The sequence below is a fragment of the Pseudomonas putida W15Oct28 genome (assembly GCF_000708715.2).
GTDB classification, from domain to species: Bacteria; Pseudomonadota; Gammaproteobacteria; order Pseudomonadales; family Pseudomonadaceae; genus Aquipseudomonas; species Aquipseudomonas putida_R.
The window spans coordinates 223,557-248,019 of the sequence record NZ_JENB01000001.1 but is presented as its reverse complement, the minus strand read 5'-3'; the positions used below and the strand labels follow the sequence as shown (position 1 = coordinate 248,019).

General features: G+C 64.1%; 21 protein-coding genes. 12 read left to right on the top strand and 9 right to left on the bottom strand.

The features are described 5' to 3' along the window. Nucleotides 1-187: 187 nt before the first annotated feature. Entirely contained in the window at nucleotides 188-1,246 is a 1,059-nt protein-coding gene (locus AK81_RS01055) for a GlxA family transcriptional regulator (RefSeq protein WP_043196090.1), read from the top strand. Between the two features lie 194 nt (nucleotides 1,247-1,440). On the opposite strand, the gene AK81_RS01050 is transcribed toward AK81_RS01055, so the two are convergent. The 4 genes from AK81_RS01050 to AK81_RS01035 all read right to left on the bottom strand — a co-directional run bounded on the left by AK81_RS01050 (nucleotide 1,441) and on the right by AK81_RS01035 (nucleotide 5,114). After that, complete coding sequence (locus AK81_RS01050; protein ID WP_043196087.1) at nucleotides 1,441-1,779, bottom strand: RidA family protein; 339 nt, start codon at nucleotides 1,777-1,779, stop codon at nucleotides 1,441-1,443. Nucleotides 1,780-1,790: 11 nt separating this feature from the next. Continuing rightward, a complete protein-coding gene (locus AK81_RS01045) occupies nucleotides 1,791-2,141 on the bottom strand; it encodes a cupin domain-containing protein (RefSeq protein ID WP_043196085.1) in 351 nt (116 codons plus the stop codon). 12 nt (nucleotides 2,142-2,153) lie between these two features. Then, a complete protein-coding gene (locus tag AK81_RS01040) occupies nucleotides 2,154-3,530 on the bottom strand; it encodes an MFS transporter (protein ID WP_043196084.1) in 1,377 nt (458 codons plus the stop codon). A 264-nt stretch (nucleotides 3,531-3,794) separates the two neighbouring features. Further along, complete coding sequence (locus AK81_RS01035; RefSeq protein WP_043196083.1) at nucleotides 3,795-5,114, bottom strand: NAD(P)/FAD-dependent oxidoreductase; 1,320 nt, start codon at nucleotides 5,112-5,114, stop codon at nucleotides 3,795-3,797. Between the two features lie 166 nt (nucleotides 5,115-5,280). Between AK81_RS01035 and AK81_RS01030 the strand changes: the two genes are divergently transcribed. After that, a complete protein-coding gene (locus tag AK81_RS01030; protein WP_043196080.1) occupies nucleotides 5,281-5,907 on the top strand; it encodes a glutathione S-transferase family protein in 627 nt (208 codons plus the stop codon). A 226-nt stretch (nucleotides 5,908-6,133) separates the two neighbouring features. Here the strand turns inward: AK81_RS01030 and sfnR are convergent, their stop codons facing one another. From sfnR to AK81_RS01010, 4 genes are all read right to left on the bottom strand, one after another. Beyond that, a complete protein-coding gene (sfnR, locus tag AK81_RS01025) occupies nucleotides 6,134-7,234 on the bottom strand; it encodes a sigma54-dependent transcriptional activator SfnR (protein WP_043196078.1) in 1,101 nt (366 codons plus the stop codon). 9 nt (nucleotides 7,235-7,243) lie between these two features. After that, nucleotides 7,244-8,431, bottom strand: coding sequence for an acyl-CoA dehydrogenase family protein (locus tag AK81_RS01020; protein WP_043196077.1), 1,188 nt, complete (start codon nucleotides 8,429-8,431; stop codon nucleotides 7,244-7,246). 9 nt (nucleotides 8,432-8,440) lie between these two features. Next, nucleotides 8,441-9,001 carry an FMN reductase gene (gene msuE, locus AK81_RS01015; RefSeq protein WP_043196075.1) on the bottom strand — a complete coding sequence of 187 codons (561 nt, stop codon included), beginning with the start codon at nucleotides 8,999-9,001 and terminating at the stop codon, nucleotides 8,441-8,443. A gap of 232 nt (nucleotides 9,002-9,233) precedes the next feature. Continuing rightward, the gene (locus AK81_RS01010) at nucleotides 9,234-9,842 is read right to left on the bottom strand and encodes a TetR/AcrR family transcriptional regulator (RefSeq protein ID WP_043196073.1); all 609 of its coding nucleotides are present in this window, start codon (nucleotides 9,840-9,842) and stop codon (nucleotides 9,234-9,236) included. An 84-nt stretch (nucleotides 9,843-9,926) separates the two neighbouring features. On the opposite strand from AK81_RS01010, the gene AK81_RS01005 reads away from it, so the two are divergent. The 9 genes from AK81_RS01005 (at nucleotide 9,927) to AK81_RS00965 (ending at nucleotide 22,002) form a co-directional block, all read left to right on the top strand. Continuing rightward, nucleotides 9,927-10,676 carry an SDR family NAD(P)-dependent oxidoreductase gene (locus AK81_RS01005; RefSeq protein WP_043196070.1) on the top strand — a complete coding sequence of 250 codons (750 nt, stop codon included), beginning with the start codon at nucleotides 9,927-9,929 and terminating at the stop codon, nucleotides 10,674-10,676. Continuing rightward, nucleotides 10,669-11,424 carry an SDR family oxidoreductase gene (locus AK81_RS01000; protein WP_043196069.1) on the top strand — a complete coding sequence of 252 codons (756 nt, stop codon included), beginning with the start codon at nucleotides 10,669-10,671 and terminating at the stop codon, nucleotides 11,422-11,424. The genes AK81_RS01005 and AK81_RS01000 overlap by 8 nt, the downstream gene beginning before the upstream one ends. Nucleotides 11,425-11,645: 221 nt before the next feature. Then, nucleotides 11,646-13,721 carry a hydantoinase/oxoprolinase family protein gene (locus tag AK81_RS00995; protein WP_154100710.1) on the top strand — a complete coding sequence of 692 codons (2,076 nt, stop codon included), beginning with the start codon at nucleotides 11,646-11,648 and terminating at the stop codon, nucleotides 13,719-13,721. A gap of 23 nt (nucleotides 13,722-13,744) precedes the next feature. Next, the gene (locus AK81_RS00990; protein WP_043196066.1) at nucleotides 13,745-15,409 is read left to right on the top strand and encodes a hydantoinase B/oxoprolinase family protein; all 1,665 of its coding nucleotides are present in this window, start codon (nucleotides 13,745-13,747) and stop codon (nucleotides 15,407-15,409) included. 3 nt (nucleotides 15,410-15,412) lie between these two features. After that, nucleotides 15,413-16,615 (top strand): pyridoxal phosphate-dependent aminotransferase, encoded by a 1,203-nt coding sequence (locus AK81_RS00985; protein ID WP_043196064.1) that lies wholly within the window; start codon nucleotides 15,413-15,415, stop codon nucleotides 16,613-16,615. Between the two features lie 25 nt (nucleotides 16,616-16,640). After that, the gene (locus AK81_RS00980; RefSeq protein WP_043196063.1) at nucleotides 16,641-17,453 is read left to right on the top strand and encodes an NAD-dependent epimerase/dehydratase family protein; all 813 of its coding nucleotides are present in this window, start codon (nucleotides 16,641-16,643) and stop codon (nucleotides 17,451-17,453) included. A 129-nt stretch (nucleotides 17,454-17,582) separates the two neighbouring features. Continuing rightward, nucleotides 17,583-18,779: an NAD(P)/FAD-dependent oxidoreductase gene (locus AK81_RS00975; protein ID WP_043196061.1), complete on the top strand. Its 1,197-nt coding sequence runs from the start codon at nucleotides 17,583-17,585 to the stop codon at nucleotides 18,777-18,779. Nucleotides 18,780-18,804: 25 nt separating this feature from the next. Then, entirely contained in the window at nucleotides 18,805-20,490 is a 1,686-nt protein-coding gene (locus AK81_RS00970) for a thiamine pyrophosphate-binding protein (protein ID WP_043196059.1), read from the top strand. A 63-nt stretch (nucleotides 20,491-20,553) separates the two neighbouring features. Next, the gene (locus AK81_RS00965; protein WP_043196057.1) at nucleotides 20,554-22,002 is read left to right on the top strand and encodes an NAD-dependent succinate-semialdehyde dehydrogenase; all 1,449 of its coding nucleotides are present in this window, start codon (nucleotides 20,554-20,556) and stop codon (nucleotides 22,000-22,002) included. A 139-nt stretch (nucleotides 22,003-22,141) separates the two neighbouring features. On the opposite strand, the gene AK81_RS00960 is transcribed toward AK81_RS00965, so the two are convergent. Continuing rightward, nucleotides 22,142-22,867: a FadR/GntR family transcriptional regulator gene (locus tag AK81_RS00960; RefSeq protein WP_043196055.1), complete on the bottom strand. Its 726-nt coding sequence runs from the start codon at nucleotides 22,865-22,867 to the stop codon at nucleotides 22,142-22,144. A gap of 329 nt (nucleotides 22,868-23,196) precedes the next feature. Between AK81_RS00960 and AK81_RS00955 the strand changes: the two genes are divergently transcribed. Continuing rightward, complete coding sequence (locus tag AK81_RS00955; RefSeq protein WP_241496043.1) at nucleotides 23,197-24,345, top strand: branched-chain amino acid ABC transporter substrate-binding protein; 1,149 nt, start codon at nucleotides 23,197-23,199, stop codon at nucleotides 24,343-24,345. The last annotated feature ends 118 nt before the right edge of the window (nucleotides 24,346-24,463 follow it).

Here is a 24,463-nt window from a genome sequence, read left to right as displayed (position 1 = left end):
GAGCATGTTTGTCTTGTGCCTACATGATGCTCAGCCGGGCCAGGGGGCTGATATTACAGCCATGACAATTGATAGAACGGCGCCGCCTTTTGTCACGCATTTCCTATTTGTGGTGATGCATATGATATGACGGACGCAGGGCGCGCTTTAGAATGGCGCCATTACGGATGTCACGAGGCCAGCGTCCATGTTTGCCGAACAACAAGAACAACCGGTACAAGCCCCCGTCATCACTGCGCAGGTCAAACCCGAACTGCGGGTAGGCTTCGTGCTGATGAACCACTTCACCCTGGTGCCGGTGGCGGGGTTGGTGGACTCGCTGCGCTTTGCGGCGGACAAGTCATTCCGCAGCCAGCAGGTGTTCTGCCAGTGGGACTGGATGACGCTGGACGACCAGCCGATCACGGCCAGTTGCGGGATGCCCATTTTGCCGACCAAGCCGCTGAACCTGTTTGCCCAGTACGACTATGTGGTGCTGGCCGGTGGCCTGCTGGACGAAACCCGCAACCCGCCGGCCTGGCTGCTGGATGCGCTGCGTGAGGTGCATGCGGCGAATATCCCGATCATCGCCCTGTGCTCGGGGTCGTTCGTGCTGGGTAAAGCCGGGCTGCTCGATGGCCGGCGCTGTGCGCTGCATTTCACCCTGCGTGATGAGTTCAAGGAGCGCTTTCCACTGTCCACGGCGGTGATCGACAAGAGCTACGTGGACGACCGCGGCATCATCACCTGCCCGGGCGGCACGGCCATTGAGCTGGCGGCCAACCTGATCCGCCGGCATTGCGGCGCAGTGCGGGCGCAGAAAGGGCTGGAGTACCTGCTGGTGGATGAGCCTGCTGCAGAGCAGGACAAGGTGGCCAGCGAATGCGTGTACCAGAACGACCGCGTGCAGCGGGCGATCAGTTTCATGCGCGCCAACCTGGACGCCTCGATGACGCTCAAGGCCGTGGCCGAAGCGGTGGGCACCCACCCCCGGCAGTTGCACCGCGAATTTGTCGCCAATACCCAGGAACCGCCGGCCAACTACTGGCGCAAGCTGCGCCTGGACCATGCCCGGCGGTTGCTGGTGAACACTAGCCAGAACATCACCACCATTGCTTTGGCCTGCGGGTTTTCCGATGCGTCGCACTTTATCTTGTGGTTCCGCAAGCAGTATGGCGAGACGCCGTATAGCTTCCGCAAGCGCAGGCATGAAGTGGAGCGGTTTGACTGGCATGGCGACAAGGTGGGGCTGGACCCGGAATTGTAAGCGCCTAACACTCTTCTTGCTGAGGGACGGGGTCTCTGTGGGAGCGGCCTTGTGTCGCGAAAGGGCCGCAACGCGGCCCCAGGATTTCAGCCTTGATGCAAACATTGCTGGGGCTGCTTTGCAGCCCTTTCGCGACACAAGGCCGCTCCCACACCGACCGCGCCGACCTCAAGGCATGTGCTATCTCTGTGGGGCTAGAACTGGCCGAAGGCTTGAATCTCGATGCGGTACTCGGGGGCAGCCAGGGCTGCACCTACACAGGCCCGCACCGGTGGCTGGTCACCGACCCAGGCGTCATATACCTCATTCATCGCGGCAAACTCACCCATATCTGCTAGCCAGATCTGCATGCGGGTGAGGTTGCCTTTGCCTGCGCCGATCTGCGCCAGCCACTGCTCCAGCTGCGTCAGCACGCAGCGGGTTTGCGCAGCAATGTCGCCTGGCAGCAGGGCCACAATACCGGAGGTTTCGATATGGCCATCCACCAGCACCATCTGGCTGGCCCGTTTGCCGGGGTTGATACGTTCAATCATCGGCTCATCCCTTAGAACAGTACGTAAGTCTTGCGCAGGGTTTCGCGAATGTCCCATACACCCTCGCAGTTCTCCGGGAACAGCACTGCGTCGCCGGCGCGCAGCTCCACCGGCTCGCCACCGTCGGGGGTGAAGGTGCACCAGCCGCTGACAATGTGGCTGAACTCACGGTTTTTCAGGTGTCGGCGGAACACGCCCGGGCTGCTTTCCCATACGCCGATGCTGGCGCCGACGGCTTCGTCGGTCTGGTCCTGGGCGGTGGCGGCCTGGGCGACGGGTTCACCGATCGGCAGGCGGGCCGGGGCAGGGGCCCCCAGCGACGCGAGGGGGGCATTGCGCACGACAGTCAGTACTTGGCTCACGAATAGGCTCCTTCAGGCTTTACGAACAACGGGTTTGGCAGCGCAAGTGGTGCGGGTGGAGTTACCCAGCGCCGCGGCTTGCTGCAGGTCGAGCTTGCTGGTCTCGGGGGCCAGCCACCAGGAAATCAGGGCGCCGAACAGCGAGATCAGGGCAGCAGCGAACATGGTGTTGGCAATGCCGTAGGAGGCCAGGGAGATCGGCACCAGGTACGTGCCCACCGCCGCGCCGATGCGTGACAACGAAGTGGCCAGGCCCACCGCCGACGCACGGATTTCGGTGGGGAACAGCTCGTTGGGGTAGACGTATTCAAGCACCTGGGCGCCGCCGATCAGCACGGCATAAGCGCCGAACAGCACCAGTACGGTCGTCGGCGAGGCATCCGGGAACACCCCCAGCAGCACCAGCGACATGCCCGACCAAAGGAAGCTGTGGATCAGCATGTTGCGCCGGCCCAGGCGGTTGATCAGCTTGGTGGCCACCAGGCAGCCCAGGGTGAACAGCAAGGTGATGGCGATGGAGCCAAAGGCCGCCCAGTCACCGGTCAGTTGCAGTGCCTGCAGCACTTTGGGGGCAAACGAGTAGATGGCGAACAGCGGCACGATCGCGCAGGTCCAGAACAGGGTGACGAAGGCCATGCGCTTGCCGTAACCGGAGTGGAACAGCGACCACACCGACACCGGTTTGTCGCTGGTCTGCTCCGGCAGGTCGGCAATGGAGTAGTCGGGCCCATAGACTTTCTTGATCACGGCATCGGCTTCGGCGGTTCGGCCTTTGCTCAGCAGCCAGCGTGGCGACTCCGGTGTGCCACTGCGGGCAACCAGGAACAGCGCACCCGGTATCAGGGCGCTGGCCAATACATAGCGCCAACCGTCTTCACCGCCCACGCGCAGCAGCAGTTCGCCGACCATGTAGGCCACGGCGGCCCCGGCAAACCACATCAATACCATGGCGGCCAACAACGGCCCACGCTGCTTGCGTGGCAGGAACTCGGCCAGTAGCGACGTGGCGATCGGGTAGTCGGCACCGACCGCGATACCGATCAGCAACCGCCAGGCGAACAGGGCCCAGGCCGACTCGACCCAGAACTGCGCCACCGAGAAACCGACGATGGCGACCAGGTCGACCAGGTACAGCACCTTGCGCCCGTATTTGTCGGTGAACCAGCCACCGAGAAAACCACCCAGGAAGACACCGATCAATGCTGACGCGGCGATCAGCCCTTCCCACAGGGCCGACAGCTGCAAGGCATTGGTGATTTGCAGCATGGCGACGCCGATGATGCTCAGTACGTAGCCATCGAGAAAAGGCCCGCCAGCAGAATAGACTGTCAGTTTGCGGTGGAACCCGTTGAGCGGCGCATCTTCTACGGAGCGTTTGGAAACGGACATACGGCTTACCTCTTGTTGTTATGTGGTGCACTAACGTGGCGGCACTATGGCACCGGCTTGCGCGGGCGCCCTATAACGGCTCGGACGAGTCATGGGATGGGATGACCGCGGGTGCCGAGGCCTTGCGCAAGTGGTCATGGATGTTCCAGGGGCGGCAGCGAGGGCTTTTCGGTGGGGCCGACGATGCTGTTGTCGGCCCTGTGATGCTTATTGCTCGGTCAGCTTGGAGCGCGTCAACAACCCATCCAGCACCGTGCCTCCTTGTCAGCTTTCCAGGCCGGCGCGGCGCTGGCCCCAGTGCAGGTTGAGGTTGACGCCCGCGCTCAGCAGCGGCTCCGGCGGGTTACGGTTGGGGCCTGCGGAGCCCAGCAGGAAGTCGATCAGCTCGTCGCGTTCGCCGCTCAGCCAGTCGGCCAGCAGGGTGCCGGTAGCGGTGCCACGGGTGATGCCAAGGCCGTTGCAGCACAGCGCCGCGTGCACGTTGGGCGCGAGGGTGCCGAAGTGCGACAGGTGGTTGCGCGACAGGCACATAGAGCCACCCCAGGTGTATTCGAACGCCATGCCCGACAGCATCGGGAAGCGCCGCTCGAACGAATCGCGGTGCTGGCGCCCGGCACGGGCGATGTGGCGTGGGTTGGCGCGGCCGTCGGCATTGAAGCTGAAGCTGTTGCGCACCAGCAGGCGTTGGTCCGGGGTGCGCCGCAGGGTGCTGCCGAACGGGTCTGCCGGGATGATGCCCCAGGTGTTCTTGCCGCCCAGGCGGGCTTGTTCGTCCTCGGTCAGCGGGCGGGTCATGCTGGCGTAGGTGAAGATCGGCAGCAGGCGGCCAGGCAGGAAGCCGAAGTACGAGGCAAAGGCATTGTTGGTCAGCAGCAGTTGGTCGGCGACGATCTCACCGTTGGCGTGCTTGAGGGTGATGCGCCGGCCCTGCTCGATGTGGGTGATGGTGGTGCGTTCGTGCAGGGTCACGTTGCCCGGCAGGCTGTCGGCCAGGCCTTTGGCCAGGGCGGCCGGTTGCAGCAGCTGGGTGCCCGGGGTGTACAGCGCCTTGCGGTAGAAAGTGGTGCCGAAGTGCTCGGGCAGGTCGCGGGTATCGATCATCTGGTAAGGCTGGCCGAGTTTTTCCAGGCCGCTGCGGTAGGCTTCGAGCACCGCCAGGCCTTTGTCTTCGACGGCCGCCTGGTACTTGCCGTCCGGGCGGATCTGGCAGTCGATGCCGTGCTGGTTGATCAACTCGCGCAAGATCGCCTGCGCGCGCAGGTTGAGCTTGAGGTTCATCCGCGCCGTGGGCAGGTCGCCGATGTAGTCGGCGGCGCCAATGTCGTGTGGCAGGTCGATGGCAAACCCGGAGTTGCGCCCGGAGGCGCCGAAACCGACTGCCTGGGCGTCGACCAGGATCACTTCGTCGTCAGGGTGGTGCAGGGCCAGTTGCCGTGCGGCGGCCAGGCCGGTGAAGCCCGCGCCAAGCACCACCCAGCGCGCCTCGCTCCGCCCCCGGTGCGCGGCGCGTGGCTGGCGCGCAGGGCTGAGGTGGAACCAGCCGCAACCGTTGTCGTCCGCGGGGGTAGAGGTGTTTCTGTACATGGTTTTTATCCGTGTTGTTTTCTCCACTATGGCATTGGCGGTTGGGCGGGGACTATGACGGGAGGGACGGGGAATGGGATGTTTTGGCTGAGGGCATTGACCGTTCCGGGCCGGGCGTGATTTGTTCGGGCTACATGATCATTCAAAGGAAATTGAAGGTCCCACCATGCCCGACTACAAGCTGCATTGCTTCGCCGAATCAGGCAACGCCTACAAGGCTGCGCTCATGCTCGAACTCACGGGCCAGGACTGGCAGCCAGTGTTCGTCGATTTCTTCCATGGCCAGACCCGGGAGCAAACCTGGCGTGACGAGGTGAACGAGCAGGGCGAGGTGCCGGTGCTGGAGCACGCGGGCAAAACCTTCACCCAGTCTGCGCTGATTTTGGAATACCTTGCCGAACAGACCGGCCAGTTCGGCCCGCGTGACGCTGACGAAAAACGCGAGATCTGGCGCTGGATGCTGTTCGACAACCACAAGTTCACCAGCTATTACGCCGCGCTGCGCTTCCTGTTCTGCCTGAAGAACACCGGCGAAACGGACGTGACCCGGTTCCTGCGCGAGCGTGCCACGGCGGCTTACCGCATTGTCGACGCGCACCTGGCGAAGACGCCGTTCATGGTCGGCGGCCGGCTGACCATCGCCGACCTGTCGTTAGCGGGGTACGTGTTCATGCCGGAGGACACCGGTATCCCGTTGGCCGAGTTTACCCATATCGAGGCATGGAAGGCGCGGATCCAGGCGCTGCCGGGGTGGAAGCACCCGTATGAACTGATGCCACGTACGGCATCCTGACCTCTCCATACAGGCACAGCTTGGCCCCAAGCCGACGCAGTACCTGTGGGAGCGGGCGCGTCGATGCGTCGAACCGCCGCGAACACCGGCGAAGCCGGTGCCATTCACTGCGCTGGATTCTTCGCGGGCACGCCCGCTCCCACAAGAAAAGCGTCGGCTTCGGGCCCATGCTGTACCTGTGGGAGCGGCTTTAGCCGCGAAGAGGCCGGTTCAGGTATTACCAAGATCAGATCGACAACCGCACCACCCGGTTGTCCAGCACCTGCTGTTCCTGCCCGCGCCGCTTGTTCACCACCAGCTCGCCAATCGCAATCAGCCGCGTGCGGGTGATGTTGCGCGATAACCCCAGCAACTGCGCGGTATGCACCTGGTTGTAGTGGCAGAACCGATAGGCCGAGCGCAGGAGGGCATTTTCCACTTTCTCGTACAGGTCGCCCGACTGCTCCTCGTACAACCGGCTGAACGCTCGCTGCAGCAAGTCCTCCACGCCATTGCCTGCCGGTTCTTCCTCCTGCCGCTCGATACGCAGGTTGGACAAACGCAGGTCCTGTGCCTGTATCGTACCGTCGCCACAGGTCAGCAAACTGTGGTGAATCACGTTTTCCAGCTCGCGAATATTGCCCGGCCAACTGTATTCCACCAGCTTGGCCTGGGCCGTGGGGCTCAGTTCTATCGGCCCGTAACCCAGCCGGTCGCTGTAACTGCGGATGAAGTGCCGGGCCAGCGGCAGGATGTCACCCGGGCGGTCGCGCAACGGGTGCAACTGCAGGGTCACCACGTTCAGGCGGTAGTACAGGTCTTCACGGAAATGCCCGGCATTGATGGCCTTTTCCAGCTGCACGTTGGTCGCAGCCAGTACCCGCACGTTGATCGGGATGCTCTTGCGCGACCCAAGCCGCACCACCTCGCGCTCCTGCAGCACGCGCAGCAGCTTGACCTGGATCGGCAGCGGCAGGTCGCCGATTTCGTCGAGGAACAGCGTGCCGCCGTTGGCCTCCTCGAACCAGCCGGCCTTGGCCGACAGCGCGCCGGTGAAGGCGCCTTTTTCATGGCCGAACAGTTCGGCTTCCACCAGCGATTCGGAGAACGCGCCACAGTTGACCGCAACAAACGGGCCGTTGCGCCGGCCGCTGAGGTTATGGATGTGGCGTGCGACCAGCTCCTTGCCCGTGCCGGTTTCGCCAATGATCAGGACGCTGGCCTCGCTGGGGGCGACCTGTTGCAAGTGGGCGAGCAGCGCCTGCGACCTGGGGTCTTCGAAGACCTGTGCGGTCGCCCTGATCGAGGTAGCCAGTGTCGGTGACGGGGGGAGGGTCAGCAGTTGCATGGGCAGGCCTCAGGAGTAGAAGGATGGGGCAGGGCGTTTGTCGTTGAGGGCCCACTCGCCGAGTTCGTGGATGCGGTAGTCCACCGGGTCGTGCAGGGTTTGCGTGCGCAGGTTGCGCCAGTGCCGGTCGAAGCGCAGCGAGGCATGGGTGGCACGGGCACCGGTGACTTCGAACAGGCGGTTGCAGATATCCAGGCCGTGGCGGCTGGCGGCGACCTTGGCGGTGCCGATGGCCAGCGCCAGGTCGCCGCGCTCCTCGGCGGTGAGGGCATGTTCCTTGGCCCAGGCAGCGTCCAGCTGGCGCGCCGCCCGTTCGATCAGCAGGCGTACGCTTTCCAGTCCGACCCAGAACTCGCCGTAATGGCGCAGCACGTAAGGGTCTTCGGTAGTGCTGGCGGCGCTGGAGCGAAACCACGGCCGGCTTTCCTTCAGCGTGTACTGGCGGGCTTCGTCGAAGGCGCCCTCGGCAATGCCGAGGAACAGGTTGGCGAAGTGCAGCTGGGCAATCAGAGGCCGCAGGGCGGCAAACGGGGTGCTCAGGGGGCCCGGGTCGAGCAGCAGTTCATTGTGCTCGACCCGCACACGTTCGAACGTGGCGCTGCCACTGTCGGTCTGGCGCTGGCCGATGTTGTTCCAGTCGCTGTGCAGGCTGATGCCGGTGCGGCCGCTGGGAATGGCGGCAATCAGCAGCTTGCCGCCGGCACGTTCGTCCACCGCCGAGGCAATGAGCATTTCCGAGTCGCTGGCGCCGGAGCAGAAGCTTTTCTTGCCAGAGAACTCGCACCAGCCGTCGAAGTGCTTGACCACCGTGCGCGTGTCCAGCGGGTTCAGGGCATTGCCCCAGAACCACTGTTTGCGGGCGGTTTGTTCAAACCACGGCTGCCACTGGTCCGGGCGCGAGAACAGGCGCACGGTGGCCAGCATCAGGTGGTGAAAGCCGAATACATGGGCGATGGAACTGTCGACCCGGGCGAATTCGCGCACCACCGCGAAGGTGTCGTGCCAGTTGGCGCCCTGGCCGCCGAAGGCCTGCGGGATCGCCAGCGACAGCAGGCCGCTGCCACGCAGGGCATCGCGCTCGGCTTTCGGCGTACCGCCGCGCTCGTCGCGCTCGACGGCGGTCTGGGCAAACTGCCCGGCCAGTTCGCGGGCGATGGCCAGGGCCGGGCGCAGCGGGGTATTTACAGGTGCATTCATGGCCGCTCCTCAGGCACTTTTACGCAGTGCGTAGTGGGCGCCGAACAGCGGCACGGCACGTTCGGCGGCCAGGCGGATACGGGCAGCGAGCGCATCGCTGGAAACCCGGTAGTCGGCCAGTTCCGCCTGGCTGGCGAACACGCCGATGGGCAGGGTCAGGGCCTGCAGGAAGCTGAACAGCGGGCGCAGCTGGTGGTCGAGCACCAGTGCATGGCGTTCGCTGCCACCGGTGGCGGCAAGCAGTACCGGGGTGTCGACCAGGGCGTCCTGGCCGATCAGGTCGAACAGGTGCTTGAAGTGGCCGGTGAAGCTGCCGCGGTACACCGGGGTGGTCACCACCAGCAGGTCGGCCCGCTCTACCAGACGCAGCTGCTGTTCGACGGTTTCGGGCAGTTCGCTGCGCCACAGGGCGCTGCCCAGCGGGCGGGCAATGTCGCCCAGTTCGATCAGGTGCGGCTTGATGTGCAGGTGTTCGGCCAGTTCGGCGAGGATCGCCTCGGTCAGGGCTAAGGTACGCGATGGGCGGGAAGTGCCGCCGGACAAGGCTACGACGTTCAGTGGGGTGCTCATGGGCAGGTCTCCGGTTCTGGTTGAGCGGGACTTTGCTTGAGCAATCGTCGTGCCGGGTTCTAGTGTTCTTGTAAATCAACACGTTAGCAGTTTCACAAAGGTGCGCTGCTGTTGCCGGGCGGGCGTTTCGTGTTGATCGGGTGTTGCGCTGCCAACAGTTGGCCAAGTGTTGGCGGCTGTGCAGTGGGGAGAGTTATAGAGGATTACTTTCCAATAAAAAAAGAATAAGAATTCATATTCTTATTCCATCTTGCTGGTGTACGGCGGTTTTGCCGGTCCTGACGATGCCCTGCACGAAGGCCACCAGTTGCTCCCTGGCAGTGATTACCGTCCCCCATTGCGCCTGCCCGCACAGCAAGCCCAGCACAGCATGAGCAATCGACCGCGCCCGCGGTGCCGTCAGCCCGCACTCGGCGGCGACGATGTCGCTGAGTAGCCCGCTGTATTCAGCTTTCAACTGTTCAACCTGCAACAGTTGGTCCTCGTTCAGGTTCATGGCTTCTCGCGTCAGCAACACGAGTTTGTCCGGGTTGGCCTGGCTGTAGGTCACAAAGGCCTGCACGAAACAGGGCAAGCGTTCACTGGTGGCTCGGGCGCCTTTGAGGCATTGTCGGGTTTCATACAGCAGGTCGGTCAGGCTCGACTCGATCAGCTCGAACAGCAGGCCCTGTTTGCTCTCGATATGGTGGTATAGCGAGCCGGCGCGCAGGCCCAGGTGGCTGGCCAGGTCACGCAGGCCGATGGCCTGGTAGCCATGGCTGGCAAACAGCGCGGTGGCCGCATCCAGCAAGCGGTCCCGGGCGTGTGGGGTGGGTACGGGCGAGAGGCTGGAAGCGGGCATGGCAGCACCTGTCGGCGAATTGATGTTTGACCAAATGTAAGACAACAGGCATCTTACGTAAAGACTCAATCGCGGAGGTGTTTTGTGGATAATCAAACGGTGGTGATCGTAGGTGGTGCCTCGGGTCTGGGCCTGGAAACAGCCCGGTTGATGGTGAAGCGTGGCGCCGGCAAAATCGGCCTGATCGACCGCAACGAGCAATTGTTGGTACACGCTGCAGAAGCGCTGCGCGGGCAGGGTGTGGAGGTGGCAATCGCAGTCGGTGACATTGCCCGCAAGGACACCGCCCACGCAGCCTTCGCCCAGATCGTCGAAGGCCTGGGCCGGGTGCATTGCCTGGTCAACAGCGCGGCCATCTACCCGCGTCAGGACATCTTCGAGATCAGCGACGAAGAGTGGGACCTGGAAAACGCCGTCAACATCAAGGGCACCTACCACATGATGGTCGCGGCGGTGCGCCACATGCAGCAGTACGTGGCAGCCCCGGCGGTGACCGGGCGTATCGTCAACGTCACCTCGGTGGATGCCTTCAAGGCCCACCCGCAAAACGCCCACTATGCGGCGACCAAAGCTGCGGTGGTAAGCCTGACCAAGTCCTTCGCCCAGGCCTGTGCCAAAGACCAGATCCTGGTCAACTCGGTGGCGCCGGCCGGTTTTGCCACCGAGCGTGCCAAGCAGTTGGGCTTCCTTGGCGAACTGGCCGCCGCCAACCCGCTGGGCCGCGCGGCGGAGCCGGCAGAAATCGCCGAGTGGATCGTGATGATGGGCAGCAGCCGCAACAGCTACGCCACGGGTGAAAACGTGATTGTCAGCGGGGGTTACATCTATGCCTGAAGTCGCATTCCCCGAGGGCTACCAGCGCGCGCTGGTGACCGGGGCTACCAGCGGTATCGGCAAGGCCATCGTGCTGGCGCTGCGTGACGCCGGCCTGCAGGTGATTGCTGTGGGGCGCAGCCCGCAGGCGCTGGCGGAGCTTGCTGGCGAGCCGGGTGTGACCACCTTGCAGGCGGATGTGCGCGACTACCGGTCGCTGGCCGCCGCGCTGGAAGGGCAGGCGGTGGATGTGCTGGTCAACAACGCGGGCATTCTTTCTACCCGTGCGGCGTTCCAGGACATCGACGAAGCCGAGATCGACAACATGCTCGACATCAACCTCAAGGCGCCGCTGCACCTGGCGCGCCAGGTGTTGCCGGGCATGGTCGGGCGGGGCAGGGGGCATCTGTTCTTCATCGGCTCCAGTGCCGGCCGCGCGCCGCATCCGGGTGCGGCGGTGTACGGGGCGTCCAAGGCCGGCGTCAGCCTGTTCTGCGATGCCTTGCGCTGTGACCTGCTGGGCAGCGGGGTGCGGGTGACCGAGATTGCCCCGGGCAGGGTGCAGACCCAGTTGTACAAGACTGCGATGGGCATGCAGGCAGCGGGTAGCGAGCTGTATGACGGTTATGAGTCGATCCAGCCTGAAGACATCGCACAGCTGCTGCTGGCGGCGCTGAAGATGCCGCGGCAGGTGGATGTGTCGCGGCTGGAAGTGTTCCCCACGGCGCAGGCGGTGGGTGGCGGGCGGATGGTCAAGACTGCGGGTTGATCTAGCAGTTGTGTTGCCTGCACTGGCCTCTTCGCGGGCGCGCCCGCTCCCACAGGTACCGTGGCGCTTCTGTGGGAGCGGGCATGCCCGCGAAGGGGCCGGTACAGGCAAGGCAGATTTGAGCGAATAGGTGCTTGACCACCTGTAAGACAACATATAACTTACATTAAGACCGCTTCAGCCGGTCGAGACAACTACAAAGCACTGCAGGGGATATGACGATGACTGCGACATCATGCCGGGTCGGCGTGGACATAGGCGGTACCTTCACCGATATCGCGCTGGACGTGAACGGCGTGCTGCATTCGACCAAGATCCTGACCGACTACGAGCTGCCCGAGCGGGCCATCCTCACCGGCGTGCGCCAGGTGGTGGAGCAGGCAGGCCTGGCGCTGTCGGACATCGATCAGTTGATCCACGGCACCACCCTGGCCACCAACGCCCTGATCGAGCGCCGTGGCGCACGCACGGCCTTCATCACCACCGAAGGCTTCCGTGACACCTTGGAAATGCGCACCGAAAACCGCTTCGAGCAGTACGACATCAACATCGTGCTGCCGCCGCCGCTGATCGATCGCGAACACCGCTACACCCTGCGCGAGCGCCTTGATGTCAAAGGCCAAGTGCTGATTGCCCCTGCGCAGGCCGAAATCGATGCCCTGGTCGAGCGCATCGCCGAAGGCAACTACCAGAGCGTCGCCATCGGCTTCATCCACAGCTACGTCAACGGCGCCCACGAGCGCCAGCTGCGCGATGCCCTGCAGGCGCGCTTGCCGCAGTTGTCGATTTCCATCTCCAGCGAAGTCTCGCCGCAGATGCGCGAGTTCGAGCGCTTCAATACCGTGTGCGCCAATGCCTACGTCAAGCCGCTGATCAAGTCCTACCTGGACCGCCTGGTGGTGACCCTCAAGCAAGAAGGCGCCGATTGCCCGGTGTTCATGATCCACTCCGGCGGCGGCATCATCTCGGTGCAGAGTGCAGCCGAGTTCCCGGTGCGCCTGGTGGAGTCCGGCCCGGCCGGTGGTGCCATCTTTGCTGCCGACATCGCCCGCCGTTACCAGCTGGAGAGCGTGCTGTCGTTCGACATGGGCGGCACCACGGCAAAAATCTGCCTGATCGAAGACCAGGTGCCGAAAACCGCGAAAACCTTCGAAGTCGCACGTACTTACCGCTTCAAGAAGGGCAGCGGCATGCCGATTTCCATCCCGGTGGTGGAAATGGTCGAGATCGGCGCCGGTGGTGGTTCCATCGCCAGCATCGATAGCATGCGCCAGATTCGCGTTGGCCCGCACAGCGCGGCTTCCGAGCCTGGCCCGGCCTGCTACGGCCGTGGCGGCCTGGAGCCGACCATCACCGACGCCAACCTGCTACTTGGCCGCCTGGATGCCGACAACTTCGCCGGTGGCGCGCTGCGCCTGTCCAGTGACAGCGCTGCCAACGCCATGGCCCGTGTCATTGGCCAGCCGCTGGGCATGCAGGCCGACACCGCTGCATTCGGCGTGTGCGAAGTGGTCGACGAGAACATGGCCAACGCCGGCCGTGTGCACGCGGTGGAAAGCGGCAAGGACATCGCCGACTACACCATGATCACCTTCGGGGGTGGTGGCCCGCTGCACGCTGCGCGGCTGTGCGAAAAAATGGGCGTGGCGCGTTTCATCGTCCCGGCCGGTGCTGGCGTGGGCTCGGCCATTGGCTTTCTGCGTGCGCCGTTCGGCTACGAGGCCGTGCGCAGTGCCTTCGTGCGCCTGTCCGAGTTCGAGGCCGCGCAAGTCAATGGCCTGATCGACGAGATGAAAGCCGAGTCGCTGGGCTTCCTGCGCCAGGGCATGCCGGAAGGTGAGCCGGAAATGGACTGCACCGCGTTCATGCGCTACGTGGGCCAGGGCTGGGAAATCCCGGTTGCCCTGCCTTTCAAAGCCTTCAGCGCTGCCGACACGGTGGAGTTCAAGGCGCGCTTCGAAGAAGCCTATACCCGCTTCTTCGGCCGCCCCATCGAAGGGCCGGACATCGAGATCGTCAGCTGGTCGGTCCGGGCCAGTTCGCCGCTGCCGCCGGTGGCACGCATCGAAGAAGTGGGCGCTGCCTACCGCGCCCATGAAGTCACGCGGCGCCAGGTGTTCGACGTGGCCGCTGGCGGTTTCGTCGAAGCCGGCATCTACCCACGCGAAGAGCTGCAGGTCGGTGCCCGCGTCGACGGCCCGGCGATCATCGTCGAGCGCGAAACCTCGACCTTCGTCACCTCCAACTTCACCGCCACGGTTCAGCCAGACGGCTGCCTGCTGGTCGTGCGCCGCTAACGCCTGATTCGGAAGCCAGAACCATGAGCGATACTTTGATCGACATTCAAATGCAGGTGATGTGGAACCGCCTGGTCTCGGTGGTCGAAGAACAGGCCCTGACCCTGATCCGCACCGCGTTTTCCACCAGCGTACGTGAAGCCGGCGACCTGTCTGCCGGGGTGTTCGACCGCGCCGGCAACATGCTGGCCCAGGCAGTCACCGGCACCCCGGGCCACGTCAATACCATGGCCGAGGCGGTGGTGCACTTCATCAACGACATCGGCGAAGACAACATCTTCGAAGGCGATGTGTACGTGACCAACGACCCGTGGAAGGGTACCGGCCACCTGCACGACATCACCATCGTTTCGCCGTCGTTCTACAAGGGCAGGCTGATCGGCTACTTCGCCAGTACCGCCCACGTGGTGGACATCGGTGGCCGCGGCTTTGGCCCCGATGCCCGCGAGGTGTACGAGGAAGGCCTGTTCATCCCGATCATGAAGCTGTTCGAGCGCGGCAAGGTCAACCGCGACCTGATCAACATCCTGCGCAACAACGTGCGCGAGAACGACCGGGTGGTGGGCGACTTCTATGCACTGTCGGCGTGCAACGAGACCGGTCACAAGCGCCTGCTGGACATGCTCGATGAGTTCAAGCTGGATGACCTGGAGCACATCGGTGGCTTCATCCTGGAGCACAGCCGCCGCGCTACCCTGGACTGCTTCAAGTCGCTGCCCCACGGTACCTACACCAACAGCATGACCCTGGATGGCTACGACGTGCCGGTGACCCTGGCGGTAACCCTCACCGTTGGCCCCGATGGCATCAAGAGCGATTTCACCGGCACCTCGGGCATGAGCCAGTTCGGCATCAACGTGCCGCTGGGTTACGCCAAGGCTTATGCCTGCTATGGCATCAAGTGCATCGTCGCGCCGGAAATCCCGAACAACACCGCGTCGCTGGCGCCGTTCGAGGTCACTGCGCCGGAAGGCTGCATCCTTAACGCCAAGCACCCGGCGCCGGTGTCGGTGCGCCATGTGCTGGGCCACTTCGTGCCCGACCTGGTGCTCGGCGCACTGCACAAATGCCTGCCCGGCAACGTGCCGGCCGAGGGCGCCAGTGCCTTGTGGAACCTGCACCTGAGCGTGCGGCCGCTGGAGAGCAACCCGAACGGCCGGAATGCCGAGATGCTGATGTTCAACAGTGGCGGCATGGGTGCCCGTTCGGCGATGGATGGGCTCAGTGCCACGGCGTTCCCCAGCGGCGTGCACACCATGCCGGTGGAAGCCACCGAGCATGCTGGCCCGGTGGTGGTGTGGCGCAAGGAGCTACGTGAAGGCTCTGGTGGCGCCGGCCAGTTGCGCGGTGGCCTGGGCCAGGAGATCGAAGTGTCGGCGGCCGCGGGCTACAGCTTCCGCTTCAGTGCCATGTTCGACCGTATCCAGTACCCGGCACGCGGCCTGGAGGGCGGCAAAGCGGGCGCCGAAGGTTATGTCGGCCTGGACGATGGCAGCCTGCTGCGCGGCAAGGGCCAGCAGTTCGTGCCTGCCGAGCGTCGCCTGGTGCTGCGCTTGCCCGGTGGTGGTGGCTACGGTGACCCGCGCCAGCGCGACCCCAAGCAGGTTGAACGCGATGTGCGTGCGGGCTACATCAGCGCCGAACAGGCACGCAACGACTACGGCTTTGACGCCGCCCAGGAGCGCTAGAAAATGGACTTGCAAAGCAGCCGCGTGCGTGCGGTAAAAAGCTCGCCAAGCATGGCGGTGTCGGTACTGGCCAAGCAGATGCTGGCCCAGGGCGAGCCGGTCATCAACCTGGCCCTGGGCGAGCCCGACTACAACGTGCCGGCTCACGTGATCGACGCCGCGTACCAGGCAATGCTCGCGGGCAACAACCACTACACCGGGCCCAATGGCCTGGAGGTGTTGCGCCAGGCCATCGTCGACAAGTTTGCCCGGGAAAACGACCTGGCCTACGGCCTGGACGAAATCTGCGTGGGCAATGGTGCCAAGCAACTGTTGTTCAATGCCTTCCTCGCTACGCTCGAGCCGGGTGATGAGGTAATCACCCCGGCGCCGTACTGGGTCTCGTACACCGACATGGCCCTGCTCAATGGTGGCGTGCCCAAGGTCATCCCATGCAGCGCGCAGCAGGGCTTCAAGCTCAAGCCCGAGCAGCTGGAGGCGGCCATTACCCCGCGTACCCGTTGGGTGATGCTCAACTCGCCGAACAACCCGAGCGGGGCGATTTTTACCCGAGAAGAGTTTGCTGCGCTGGGCAAGGTGCTGGAGCGGCACCCGAACGTGCTGATCATCTCTGACGAGATCTACGAGCACATCGTGCTGGGCGATCAGCCGTTCGTGTCCTTCGTCACGGCGTGCCCACAGTTGCGTGAGCGCACCTTGCTGATCAACGGTGTGTCCAAGGCCTATGCCATGACCGGCTACCGGCTGGGCTACGCCGCCGGGCCAAAGGGCCTGGTCGTTGCGATGAACAAGACCCAGTCGCAGACCACCACCTGCCCGTCGAGCATTTCCCAGCTGGCGGCCGTGGCGGCGCTGAACGGGCCACAGGACTTCGTGCGCGAAGCCAACCGCGAGTACCAGGCGCGTGGCGCGCTGGTGGTGCAAGGGTTGGCGCAGATCCCGGGCCTGCAATTGCAGATGCCACAGGGCGCGTTTTATGCCTTCCCCGAGGTCAGTGCCTTCATTGGCAAACGCACCCCCGACGGCCAGGTCATCGGCAACGATGCCGACCTTTCGGCCTACCTGCTGCGCGTCGGCAAGGTCGCGACCGTGCCGGGTTCGGCGTTTGGCCTGGAGCCCTACATTCGTCTGTCGTTCGCCACGTCGCGGCAGGAACTGGAACAAGCCCTGGGGCAGATGCGCGATGCATTCGCGGCACTGGCCTGAGCCCACCAAGCATTCGAGGTAACACATGAGCAAGCCTTTCAAACGCCTGCTGATCACCGGCGCTGCCGGGCGCCTTGGCAGCGTGCTGCGCAAGCACCTGGCCGCCTTCGCCGATGAACTGCGCCTGACTGACATCGCAGACATGGGCCACGCTGCGCCCCATGAGCAGCTGGTGCGTTGCGACCTGGCCAACTTCAACGATGTGCTGCCGCTGACTGAAGGCGTCGACGCCATCGTGCATGCGGGTGGCGTACCGCTGGAGGACACCTTCGACAAGATCCTCAACGGCAACATCGTTGGCACCTACAACATCTACGAAGCGGCGCGGCGCAATGGCGTCAAGCGCGTGGTGTACACCAGTTCCAACCACGCCATCGGCTTCTACGACCGCACCGAAACCATCGACGCAACCGCCGCGCACCGCCCGGACAGTCTGTATGGCGTCAGCAAGTGCTTCGCTGAGGACCTGGGCCGCTATTACTGGGACAAATTCGCCATCGAGTCGGTCAACCTGCGCATCGGCTCGTCGTTCCCCGAGCCACTGGACCGGCGCATGCTCGCCACCTGGCTGTCGTTCGACGACTTCGCCCAGCTCACCGAGCGCTCGCTGCTGGCGCCGCGGGTCGGGCACATGATCGTCTATGGCATGTCGGCCAACCGCGAAAGCCTGTGGGACAACCGCCTGGCCTCGTCCATCGGTTACGTGCCCAAGGACAGCGCCGACGACTACCGCGACAAGGTGCTGGCCGAGCATCCGCCACTGGACCCGAACGAACCGGCCGCGCGCTACCACGGCGGCAACTTCGCCGGCGCCGGGCACTTCGAAGACCCCAAGTGACCTGCGCTGACCTGTGGGAGCGGGCGCGCCCGCGAAACATGCGACGCGGTGCATGGCACCGGCTTTGCCGGTGTTCGCGGGCATGCCCGCTCCCACAGGGTCCCTGCTACTTTCAAGAGAGCTAATTCCATGGCTTCCACCGCTAAACAACAGAATTACGATGTGGTGATCGTCGGTGGCGCGGTCAACGGCAGCGCCACCGCCTACTTTCTGGCCAACAACCCGGACTTCAAAGGCTCGGTGCTGGTCATCGAGCGCGACTGGACCTACAACAAGTCGGCCACCGCGCTGTCGAGCAGCTCGATCCGCCAGCAGTTCTCCAACCCGATCAACATCGAAATCTCCAAGTTCGGTGCCGAGTTCGTGCGCAGCTTCCCCGAAGTGATGGAGGTGGACGGCGACCGCCCGGACCTGGCCTTCCACGAGAACGGCTACCTGTTCCTGGGTGACGACAAGGGCTATGAAGTGCTGCGCCGCCTGCACGACACTCAGGTATCCCACGGCGCCGACGTGCACCTGCTCGACCCCGAGCAGCTGCAGCGCAAATTCCCCTGGGTGAACATCGACAGCCTCGCCGGTGCCAGCTACGGGCGTAGTGGCGAAGGCTGGTTCGACAGCCTGGGCATGCTCAACGGCTTTCGCCGCAAGGCGCGCTCGATGGGCATCGAGTACATCGAGAACGAAGTGGTGAGTATCCAGCGTGAAGGCGACCGGATTACCGGCGTGCAACTGGCCAGTGGCGAGCGCATCGGCTGCGGCCTGCTGGTCAACTGTGCCGGTACCCGCGGTACCAAGGTGGCGCGCATGGCCGGCCTGGATATCCCGGTCGAGCCGCGCCGCCGCTCGCTGTTCGTGTTCGATTGCCGCACTCCGCTGGAAGGCACCGTGCCGCTGACCATCGACCCGACCGGGGTGTTCTTCCGCCCCGAAGGCAAGTTCTACCTGGGCGGTACCTACCCGAAAAACGACCCGGAAGTGGACTTCGAAGATTTCGACGTGCTGCACGAGGAGTTCGACGAAGAGGTGTGGCCGATCCTCGCCGAGCGGGTGCCAGCGTTCGAAGGCATCAAGGTGGTCAACTTCTGGGCCGGGCATTACGACTTCTGCGTGCTCGACCACAACGCCATCGTCGGCCCGCACAACGAGGTGAGCAACTTCCTGTTCTGCAACGGCTTCAGCGGGCACGGCCTGCAGCAGGCGCCGGCCATTGGTCGCGGGCTGTCCGAACTGATCACCTATGGCGGCTACCGCTCGCTCGACCTGGGCGCGCTGAGTTACCAGCGGGTGATCGACAACAAGCCGTTCCTGGAAGATTCGGTCATCTGACCGCAGCGCCTGAGGGAGAACAACAATGAGCAACTCCGAAGTGAAGCGCAGTGGCGGCCAGGTACTGGTCGATGCCTTGCGGGTGAATGGTGTCGAGCGTGCGTTCTGCGTGCCAGGCGAAAGCTACCTGGCGGTGCTCGATGCGCTGCACGATGTGCAGGATGAGATCGACCTGATCGTCTGCCGCCAGGAGGGCGGTGCTGCCTACATGGCCGAGGCCTACGGCAAGCTGACCGGCAAGCCGGGCATCTGCTTCGTCACCCGCGGCCCGGGTGCCACCAACGCCTCGGTGGGCGTGCACACGGCCTTCCAGGACTCCACGCCGATGTTGCTGTTCATCGGCCAGGTGGCCCGTGACCAGATCGAACGTGAAGCCTTCCAGGAGGTGGACTACCGGCGCATGTTTGGCCAGATGGCCAAGTGGGTGGTGCAGATCGACGATGCCGCGCGCATTCCCGAGCTGGTCAACCAGGCCTTCCAGCGCGCCATCAGCGGCCGCCCTGGCCCGGTGGTGATCGCGCTGCCAGAAGACATGCTCACCGACCTGGTACGGGTCGCCGATGCGCGCCCGGCCCAGCGTGTCGAGGCTGCTCCGGCGCCACAGGCACTGGGCGAATTGCAGGCGCTGCTGGCCAAGGCCCAGCGGCCACTGGTGATTGCCGGTGGCGGTGGCTGGAACGACCAGGCGGTGGCCGACCTGAAGCGCTTCGTGCAGGCGCAGAACCTGCCACTGGCGGCGTCGTTCCGCTGCCAGGACCTGTTCGACAACACCGACCCGCACTATGCCGGTGACCTCGGCCTGGCTGCCGGCCCGGTGCTGGTCGACGCGGTTAAGCAGTCTGACCTGCTGATCGTGGTGGGTGCCCGCCTGGGTGAGATGACCACGGGCGGTTATGCGCTGGTCGACATTCCAACGCCAAAGCAGGCACTGGTGCATGTGCACGCCAGCGCCGAGGAGATCGGCCGGGTTTACCAGCCGACCCTGGGCATCAATGCCGGCCCCGGCAGCTTCCTGGCCCAGGCCGCTGCTTTGCCGGCAGTGCGCCCGGCGGCGTTCGCCGACTGGGTCGCCAGCCTGAACAGCGGCTACTGCGGCAACTTCGAAACCCCGCGCTCGCCGGGTGATGTGCAGATGAGCGAAGTGATCGCCTGGCTGAACAAGACCCTGCCAGCCGACAGCATCCTCACCTGTGGTGCCGGCAACTACACCGGCTGGGTGCACCGTGGCTACCAGCACCGCGTGTTCCGCACGCTGCTCGGGCCAACCAACGGCTCGATGGGCTACGGTGTGCCGGCAGCGGTGGCGGCCAAGCTCACGTACCCGCAGCGCACGGTGGTGGCTTTCGCCGGCGATGGCTGCTTCCTGATGAATGGCCAGGAGCTGGCCACTGCGGTGCACTACGACGCACGGGTGATCACGGTGGTGGTCAACAATGGCATGTACGGCACCATCCGTATGCACCAGGAGCGCACTTATCCTGGCCGGGTGTCTGGTACCGAGTTGCACAACCCCGATTTCGCCGCTCTGGCGCGTGCCTATGGGCTGCACGGTGAAACCGTCACCCGTACCGAGGACTTCGCTGCCGCTTTCGAGCGTTGCCAGGCGTCCGGCAAGCCGGCGCTGATCGAAGTGCAGGTCGACCCCGAAGCCCTGACCCCGCGCATGACCCTCAGCCAGATCCGCGACAAGGCCCTGCAAGCCAAGCGCTGATTCACCTCAGGTGGGGCGCGGTCCGGCCCCACCTTTTTTCATTCTTCGAACGAGCCAATCGACATGAAACTTGCCGATCGTGACCTGCTGCGTGAAGTTTGCTACATCGATGGAAAATGGCTGGCGGCGGATAGCGGCCAGCGCATTGCCGTGACCAACCCGGCCACTGGCCAAGTGCTAGGCCACGTACCGCGGATGGGGGCGGAAGAAACCCGCCGTGCCATCGCCGCTGCCGAGCGCGCCTTGCCGGCGTGGCGGGCGCTGACTGCCAAGGAGCGCGCCGCCCGGCTGCAGGCCTGGTTCCGCGAAATCCTTGCCCATCAGGAAGACCTGGCGCGCATCATGACTGCCGAGCAAGGCAAGCCGCTGGCCGAGTCCCGTGGCGAGATTGCCTTTGCCGCTGCTTATGTGGAGTTCTATGCCGAGGAAGGCAAACGCATCTATGGCGATGTGATCCCTTCGCCGAACGCTGATCGGCGCTTGATCGTGACCAAGGAGCCGATTGGTGTGTGCGCGGCGATTACACCTTGGAACTTCCCGGCGGCGATGATCACCCGCAAGGCGGCGCCGGCTTTGGCGGCGGGCTGTACGTTGGTCCTCAAGCCCGCTTCGCAAACCCCGTTCAGCGCGCTGGCACTGTGCGTGCTGGCCGAGCGTGCCGGTATCCCGGCGGGCGTGCTCAGTGTGGTCACCGGTGACTCGGCGGCCATTGGTGGCGAGCTGACGGCCAGCCCGGTGGTGCGCAAGTTGTCGTTCACCGGCTCGACGCCCATCGGCATCCAGTTGCTGCAGCAGTCGGCGGTAACGGTGAAGAAGGTGACCATGGAGCTGGGTGGCAATGCCCCGTTCATCGTGTTCGACGATGCCGACCTGGAAAAGGCGGTGGAAGGCGCGCTGATCGCCAAGTTCCGCAACAGCGGGCAAACCTGTGTGTGCGCCAACCGTTTCTATATCCAGGACGGCATCTACGCGCGCTTCGTGGCGCGCTTTGCCGAGCGTGTGGGTGAGCTGGTGGTCGGGCAGGGCGATGCATCGGGTACCCAGGTCGGGCCGATGATCGATGGGCGTGCGGCCAGTGGTGTCGAGCGGCTGGTTGGGGAGGCTGTGGAGGCGGGTGCGCGGGTGGTGACGGGAGGGCGTCGGCATGCCTTGGGCGAGGCCTTCTTCGAGCCGACCTTGCTGGCGGATGTGACGCCGGACATGCGCGTGGCGCGCGAGGAAATCTTCGGCCCGGTGGCGCCGATCTTCCGCTTTGGCAGCGAGGAGGAGGTTATTGCCCAGGCCAACGACACCGAGTTCGGCCTGGCCTGCTACCTGTATGCCCGGGATGTCGGGCGCATCTGGCGGGTGACGGAAGCGCTGGAGTACGGCATGGTCGGGGTCAACGTCGGCGTGGTGGCGACCGAAGTGGCGCCGTTTGGCGGGGTGAAGGCCTCGGGGTTGGGCAGGGAAGGGTCACGCTACGGGATCGAGGATTACCTGGAGCTCAAGTATGTGTGCCTTGGGCTATAAGGTATTCCTGAGCCTCTGAGGTTGCCTGTACCGGCCTCTTCGCGGGCTTGCCCGCTCCCGCAGGATCACCGCAGGGCTCGAACCTGCGGGGTCCTGTGGGAGCGGGCAAGCCCGCGAAGAGGCCGGCACAGGATAATGATCAGGCCTTGCTGTCGAGCAGCCGCTGGTAGCGCGACAGGCTTTCTTCCAGGTGCTTGCGCAGCGCGGTGCGTGCACTGGACACATCGCCCAGGCTGATCGCCGACAGAATCGCCCCGTGCTCACGGGCGATCTTCTTGATGTGTGCCTGGCGGTTCTTGCCGGTGACCTGGCCATGCTTTAGGTTCAGGTCAAGGATGATGTCCGGCCCCAGCGCTTCCAGCAATTGCGTGAAATGCGGGTTGTTGGTGGCACGTGCAATCGCCAGGTGGAATTCGAAGTCGGCCTTGGCTTCTTCTTCCTGCGTGGCACCGTCCAGCGAGTTGAAGCGGTCGAACGCCTCGGTGATCGCCGCCATGCTGGCCGGGCTGCGACGCTCGGCGGCGCGGGCCACCGATTCCGCCTCGATCCCCAGGCGTAATTCAAGGATCTGCGCGGCAGCGCGTACGTCATCGACCACGCTGTCGATGGCAAAGCCGATGCGTTTCACATCCTGCTCGACCACGAATACGCCCACACCTTGACGGGCAATCAGGCGCCCGCCCAGGCGCAGCGAGGCCACCGCTTCGCGGATGACCGGGCGGCTGACGTTGAACTCTTTGCACAGCGCCTGTTCCGACGGCAGCTTGTCGCCCGGGCCGTAGGTGCCGTTGTCGATCCGGCTGGAAAGCTCCTGGATCACGATTTCCGCCAGATTGGCGCGACGCGTGCCTAACGACGCATTCATAGAAGGGTTGCTCCTGAAACTGATTGGCTCATCACGGTTGATTCTCCGGCAGGTTGCGCGCAGCCCTCATGCCCCTTGCGGCGGGATCCGTAGCCAACCAGCGGTGATGTTGTCGGCATATGTTATCAAACATCTTACTAGCTCGTCTGATGCCCCACTTCTTGACCATGCAGATCTCGTCGCCGGAAAAATTATTTTACCTGCTCGCGTAGCATACACCCATTGACAGTTGCCTGCTGACTGTTATCTTACAAGTGCGATGGCGTTCCGGCCAATTCGCATGCGGTAAGCGATGTCGAGGTTCGTCCAATCACTACTGGGAGCTGAGCATGAATAACAACAAGGGAGGGCGCACAGCCCTCGCGACCGCGGTAACATTGCTGATGGCCATGGGGACGGCAAACGCAGCAGACAGTGAAATTGTCAGGATCGGCTTCGCCGGCCCCCTGACCGGTCCTTCGGCGCACCAGGGACAGGACGTCGAGCATGGCATTCAGATTGCCGTAGAAGAGGCCAACCAGCAGCAACTGAAAATCGGTGACAAGGTGGCCCGGTTCAAACTGGTCTCCGAAGACGATGTCGCCGACCCACGTACGGGCACGGCGGTGGCGCAACGCCTGGTGGACTCGAAAGTGGCGGTGGTGATCGGCCACTACAACTCTGGCACCAGCATCCCGGCTTCGAAGATCTACGCCGCCGCCGGCATCCCGCAAATCTCGCCCTCGGCCACCAACCCCACCTTGACCCAGCAGGGCATCCCTTCGGTGTTCCGCACGGTCAACGACGACGCCACCCTGGGCCGTTATGCCGGCAACTACCTGGTCAGCCAGCTCAAGGCCCAACGCATCGCCATCTTTGACGACCGCACCGCCTATGGCCAAGGGCTGGCCGACGAGGTGACCCGGGCGGTCAAGGCGGCTGGCGGCAATGTGGTGGTGCGCGAGTACACCAACGACAAGTCCACCGATTTCAACGCCATCCTCACCACCGCCAAGGCGCAAAAGGCCGACGCGGTGTTCTTCGCGGCACTCGACTACCAGGCTGCACCCATGGCCAAGCAGATGAAGAACCTGGGCCTGAAGGCGCGTTTCATGAACATCGGCAACCTGCCCAACGACTCGTTCAAGCAGATGGCCGGCAGCGCCGCCGAAGGTACCTACGCCTGGAACTACGGCACGCCGCTGCTGGACATGCCCAAAGGCGCAGCCTTCGAACAGAAGCTCAAGGACAAGTTCGGCGTGGGTGTGGTGCAGTCGTCGCCCGCTGCGTATGACGCCACCTGGGCCGCGATCAACGCCATGGTCAAGGCCGGCTCCGACGACCCCAAAGTGTACCTGCCAGTGCTCAAGAGCCAGAGCTATGACGGCGTCACCGGCACCATCGCCTTCGATGACAAGGGCAACCTGAAGAACCCGGCGGCCACCGTGTTCCAGTTCGCCGACGGTGGCTGGAAAACCTTGTCGGTCGAGCGCGACTGAGTTTCACCCCATAACAAGCGGGCGCACGCCTGCGACATAACAAGAAGACTTTTCCCACCTGCCAGGCCAGTCGGCGTGTGGCGCTGAGCCGCCGCGCGCCGACGACAATGCAGTTTCG

What these genes read in the sequence shown, in the direction of transcription:
- AK81_RS00975 (WP_043196061.1), top strand. Translation starts at nt 17,583, where the DNA reads ATGGCTTCCACCGCTAAACAACAGAATTACGATGTGGTGATCGTCGGT.
- sfnR (WP_043196078.1), bottom strand. Translation starts at nt 7,234, where the DNA reads ATGCAACTGCTGACCCTCCCCCCGTCACCGACACTGGCTACCTCGATC.
- AK81_RS01020 (WP_043196077.1), bottom strand. Translation starts at nt 8,431, where the DNA reads ATGAATGCACCTGTAAATACCCCGCTGCGCCCGGCCCTGGCCATCGCC.
- AK81_RS00985 (WP_043196064.1), top strand. Translation starts at nt 15,413, where the DNA reads ATGGACTTGCAAAGCAGCCGCGTGCGTGCGGTAAAAAGCTCGCCAAGC.
- AK81_RS01035 (WP_043196083.1), bottom strand. Translation starts at nt 5,114, where the DNA reads ATGTACAGAAACACCTCTACCCCCGCGGACGACAACGGTTGCGGCTGG.
- AK81_RS00990 (WP_043196066.1), top strand. Translation starts at nt 13,745, where the DNA reads ATGAGCGATACTTTGATCGACATTCAAATGCAGGTGATGTGGAACCGC.
- AK81_RS01010 (WP_043196073.1), bottom strand. Translation starts at nt 9,842, where the DNA reads ATGCCCGCTTCCAGCCTCTCGCCCGTACCCACCCCACACGCCCGGGAC.
- AK81_RS00970 (WP_043196059.1), top strand. Translation starts at nt 18,805, where the DNA reads ATGAGCAACTCCGAAGTGAAGCGCAGTGGCGGCCAGGTACTGGTCGAT.
- AK81_RS01040 (WP_043196084.1), bottom strand. Translation starts at nt 3,530, where the DNA reads ATGTCCGTTTCCAAACGCTCCGTAGAAGATGCGCCGCTCAACGGGTTC.
- AK81_RS01000 (WP_043196069.1), top strand. Translation starts at nt 10,669, where the DNA reads ATGCCTGAAGTCGCATTCCCCGAGGGCTACCAGCGCGCGCTGGTGACC.
- AK81_RS00955 (WP_241496043.1), top strand. Translation starts at nt 23,197, where the DNA reads ATGAATAACAACAAGGGAGGGCGCACAGCCCTCGCGACCGCGGTAACA.
- AK81_RS00995 (WP_154100710.1), top strand. Translation starts at nt 11,646, where the DNA reads ATGACTGCGACATCATGCCGGGTCGGCGTGGACATAGGCGGTACCTTC.
- AK81_RS00960 (WP_043196055.1), bottom strand. Translation starts at nt 22,867, where the DNA reads ATGAATGCGTCGTTAGGCACGCGTCGCGCCAATCTGGCGGAAATCGTG.
- AK81_RS00980 (WP_043196063.1), top strand. Translation starts at nt 16,641, where the DNA reads ATGAGCAAGCCTTTCAAACGCCTGCTGATCACCGGCGCTGCCGGGCGC.
- AK81_RS00965 (WP_043196057.1), top strand. Translation starts at nt 20,554, where the DNA reads ATGAAACTTGCCGATCGTGACCTGCTGCGTGAAGTTTGCTACATCGAT.
- AK81_RS01050 (WP_043196087.1), bottom strand. Translation starts at nt 1,779, where the DNA reads ATGATTGAACGTATCAACCCCGGCAAACGGGCCAGCCAGATGGTGCTG.
- AK81_RS01055 (WP_043196090.1), top strand. Translation starts at nt 188, where the DNA reads ATGTTTGCCGAACAACAAGAACAACCGGTACAAGCCCCCGTCATCACT.
- AK81_RS01030 (WP_043196080.1), top strand. Translation starts at nt 5,281, where the DNA reads ATGCCCGACTACAAGCTGCATTGCTTCGCCGAATCAGGCAACGCCTAC.
- msuE (WP_043196075.1), bottom strand. Translation starts at nt 9,001, where the DNA reads ATGAGCACCCCACTGAACGTCGTAGCCTTGTCCGGCGGCACTTCCCGC.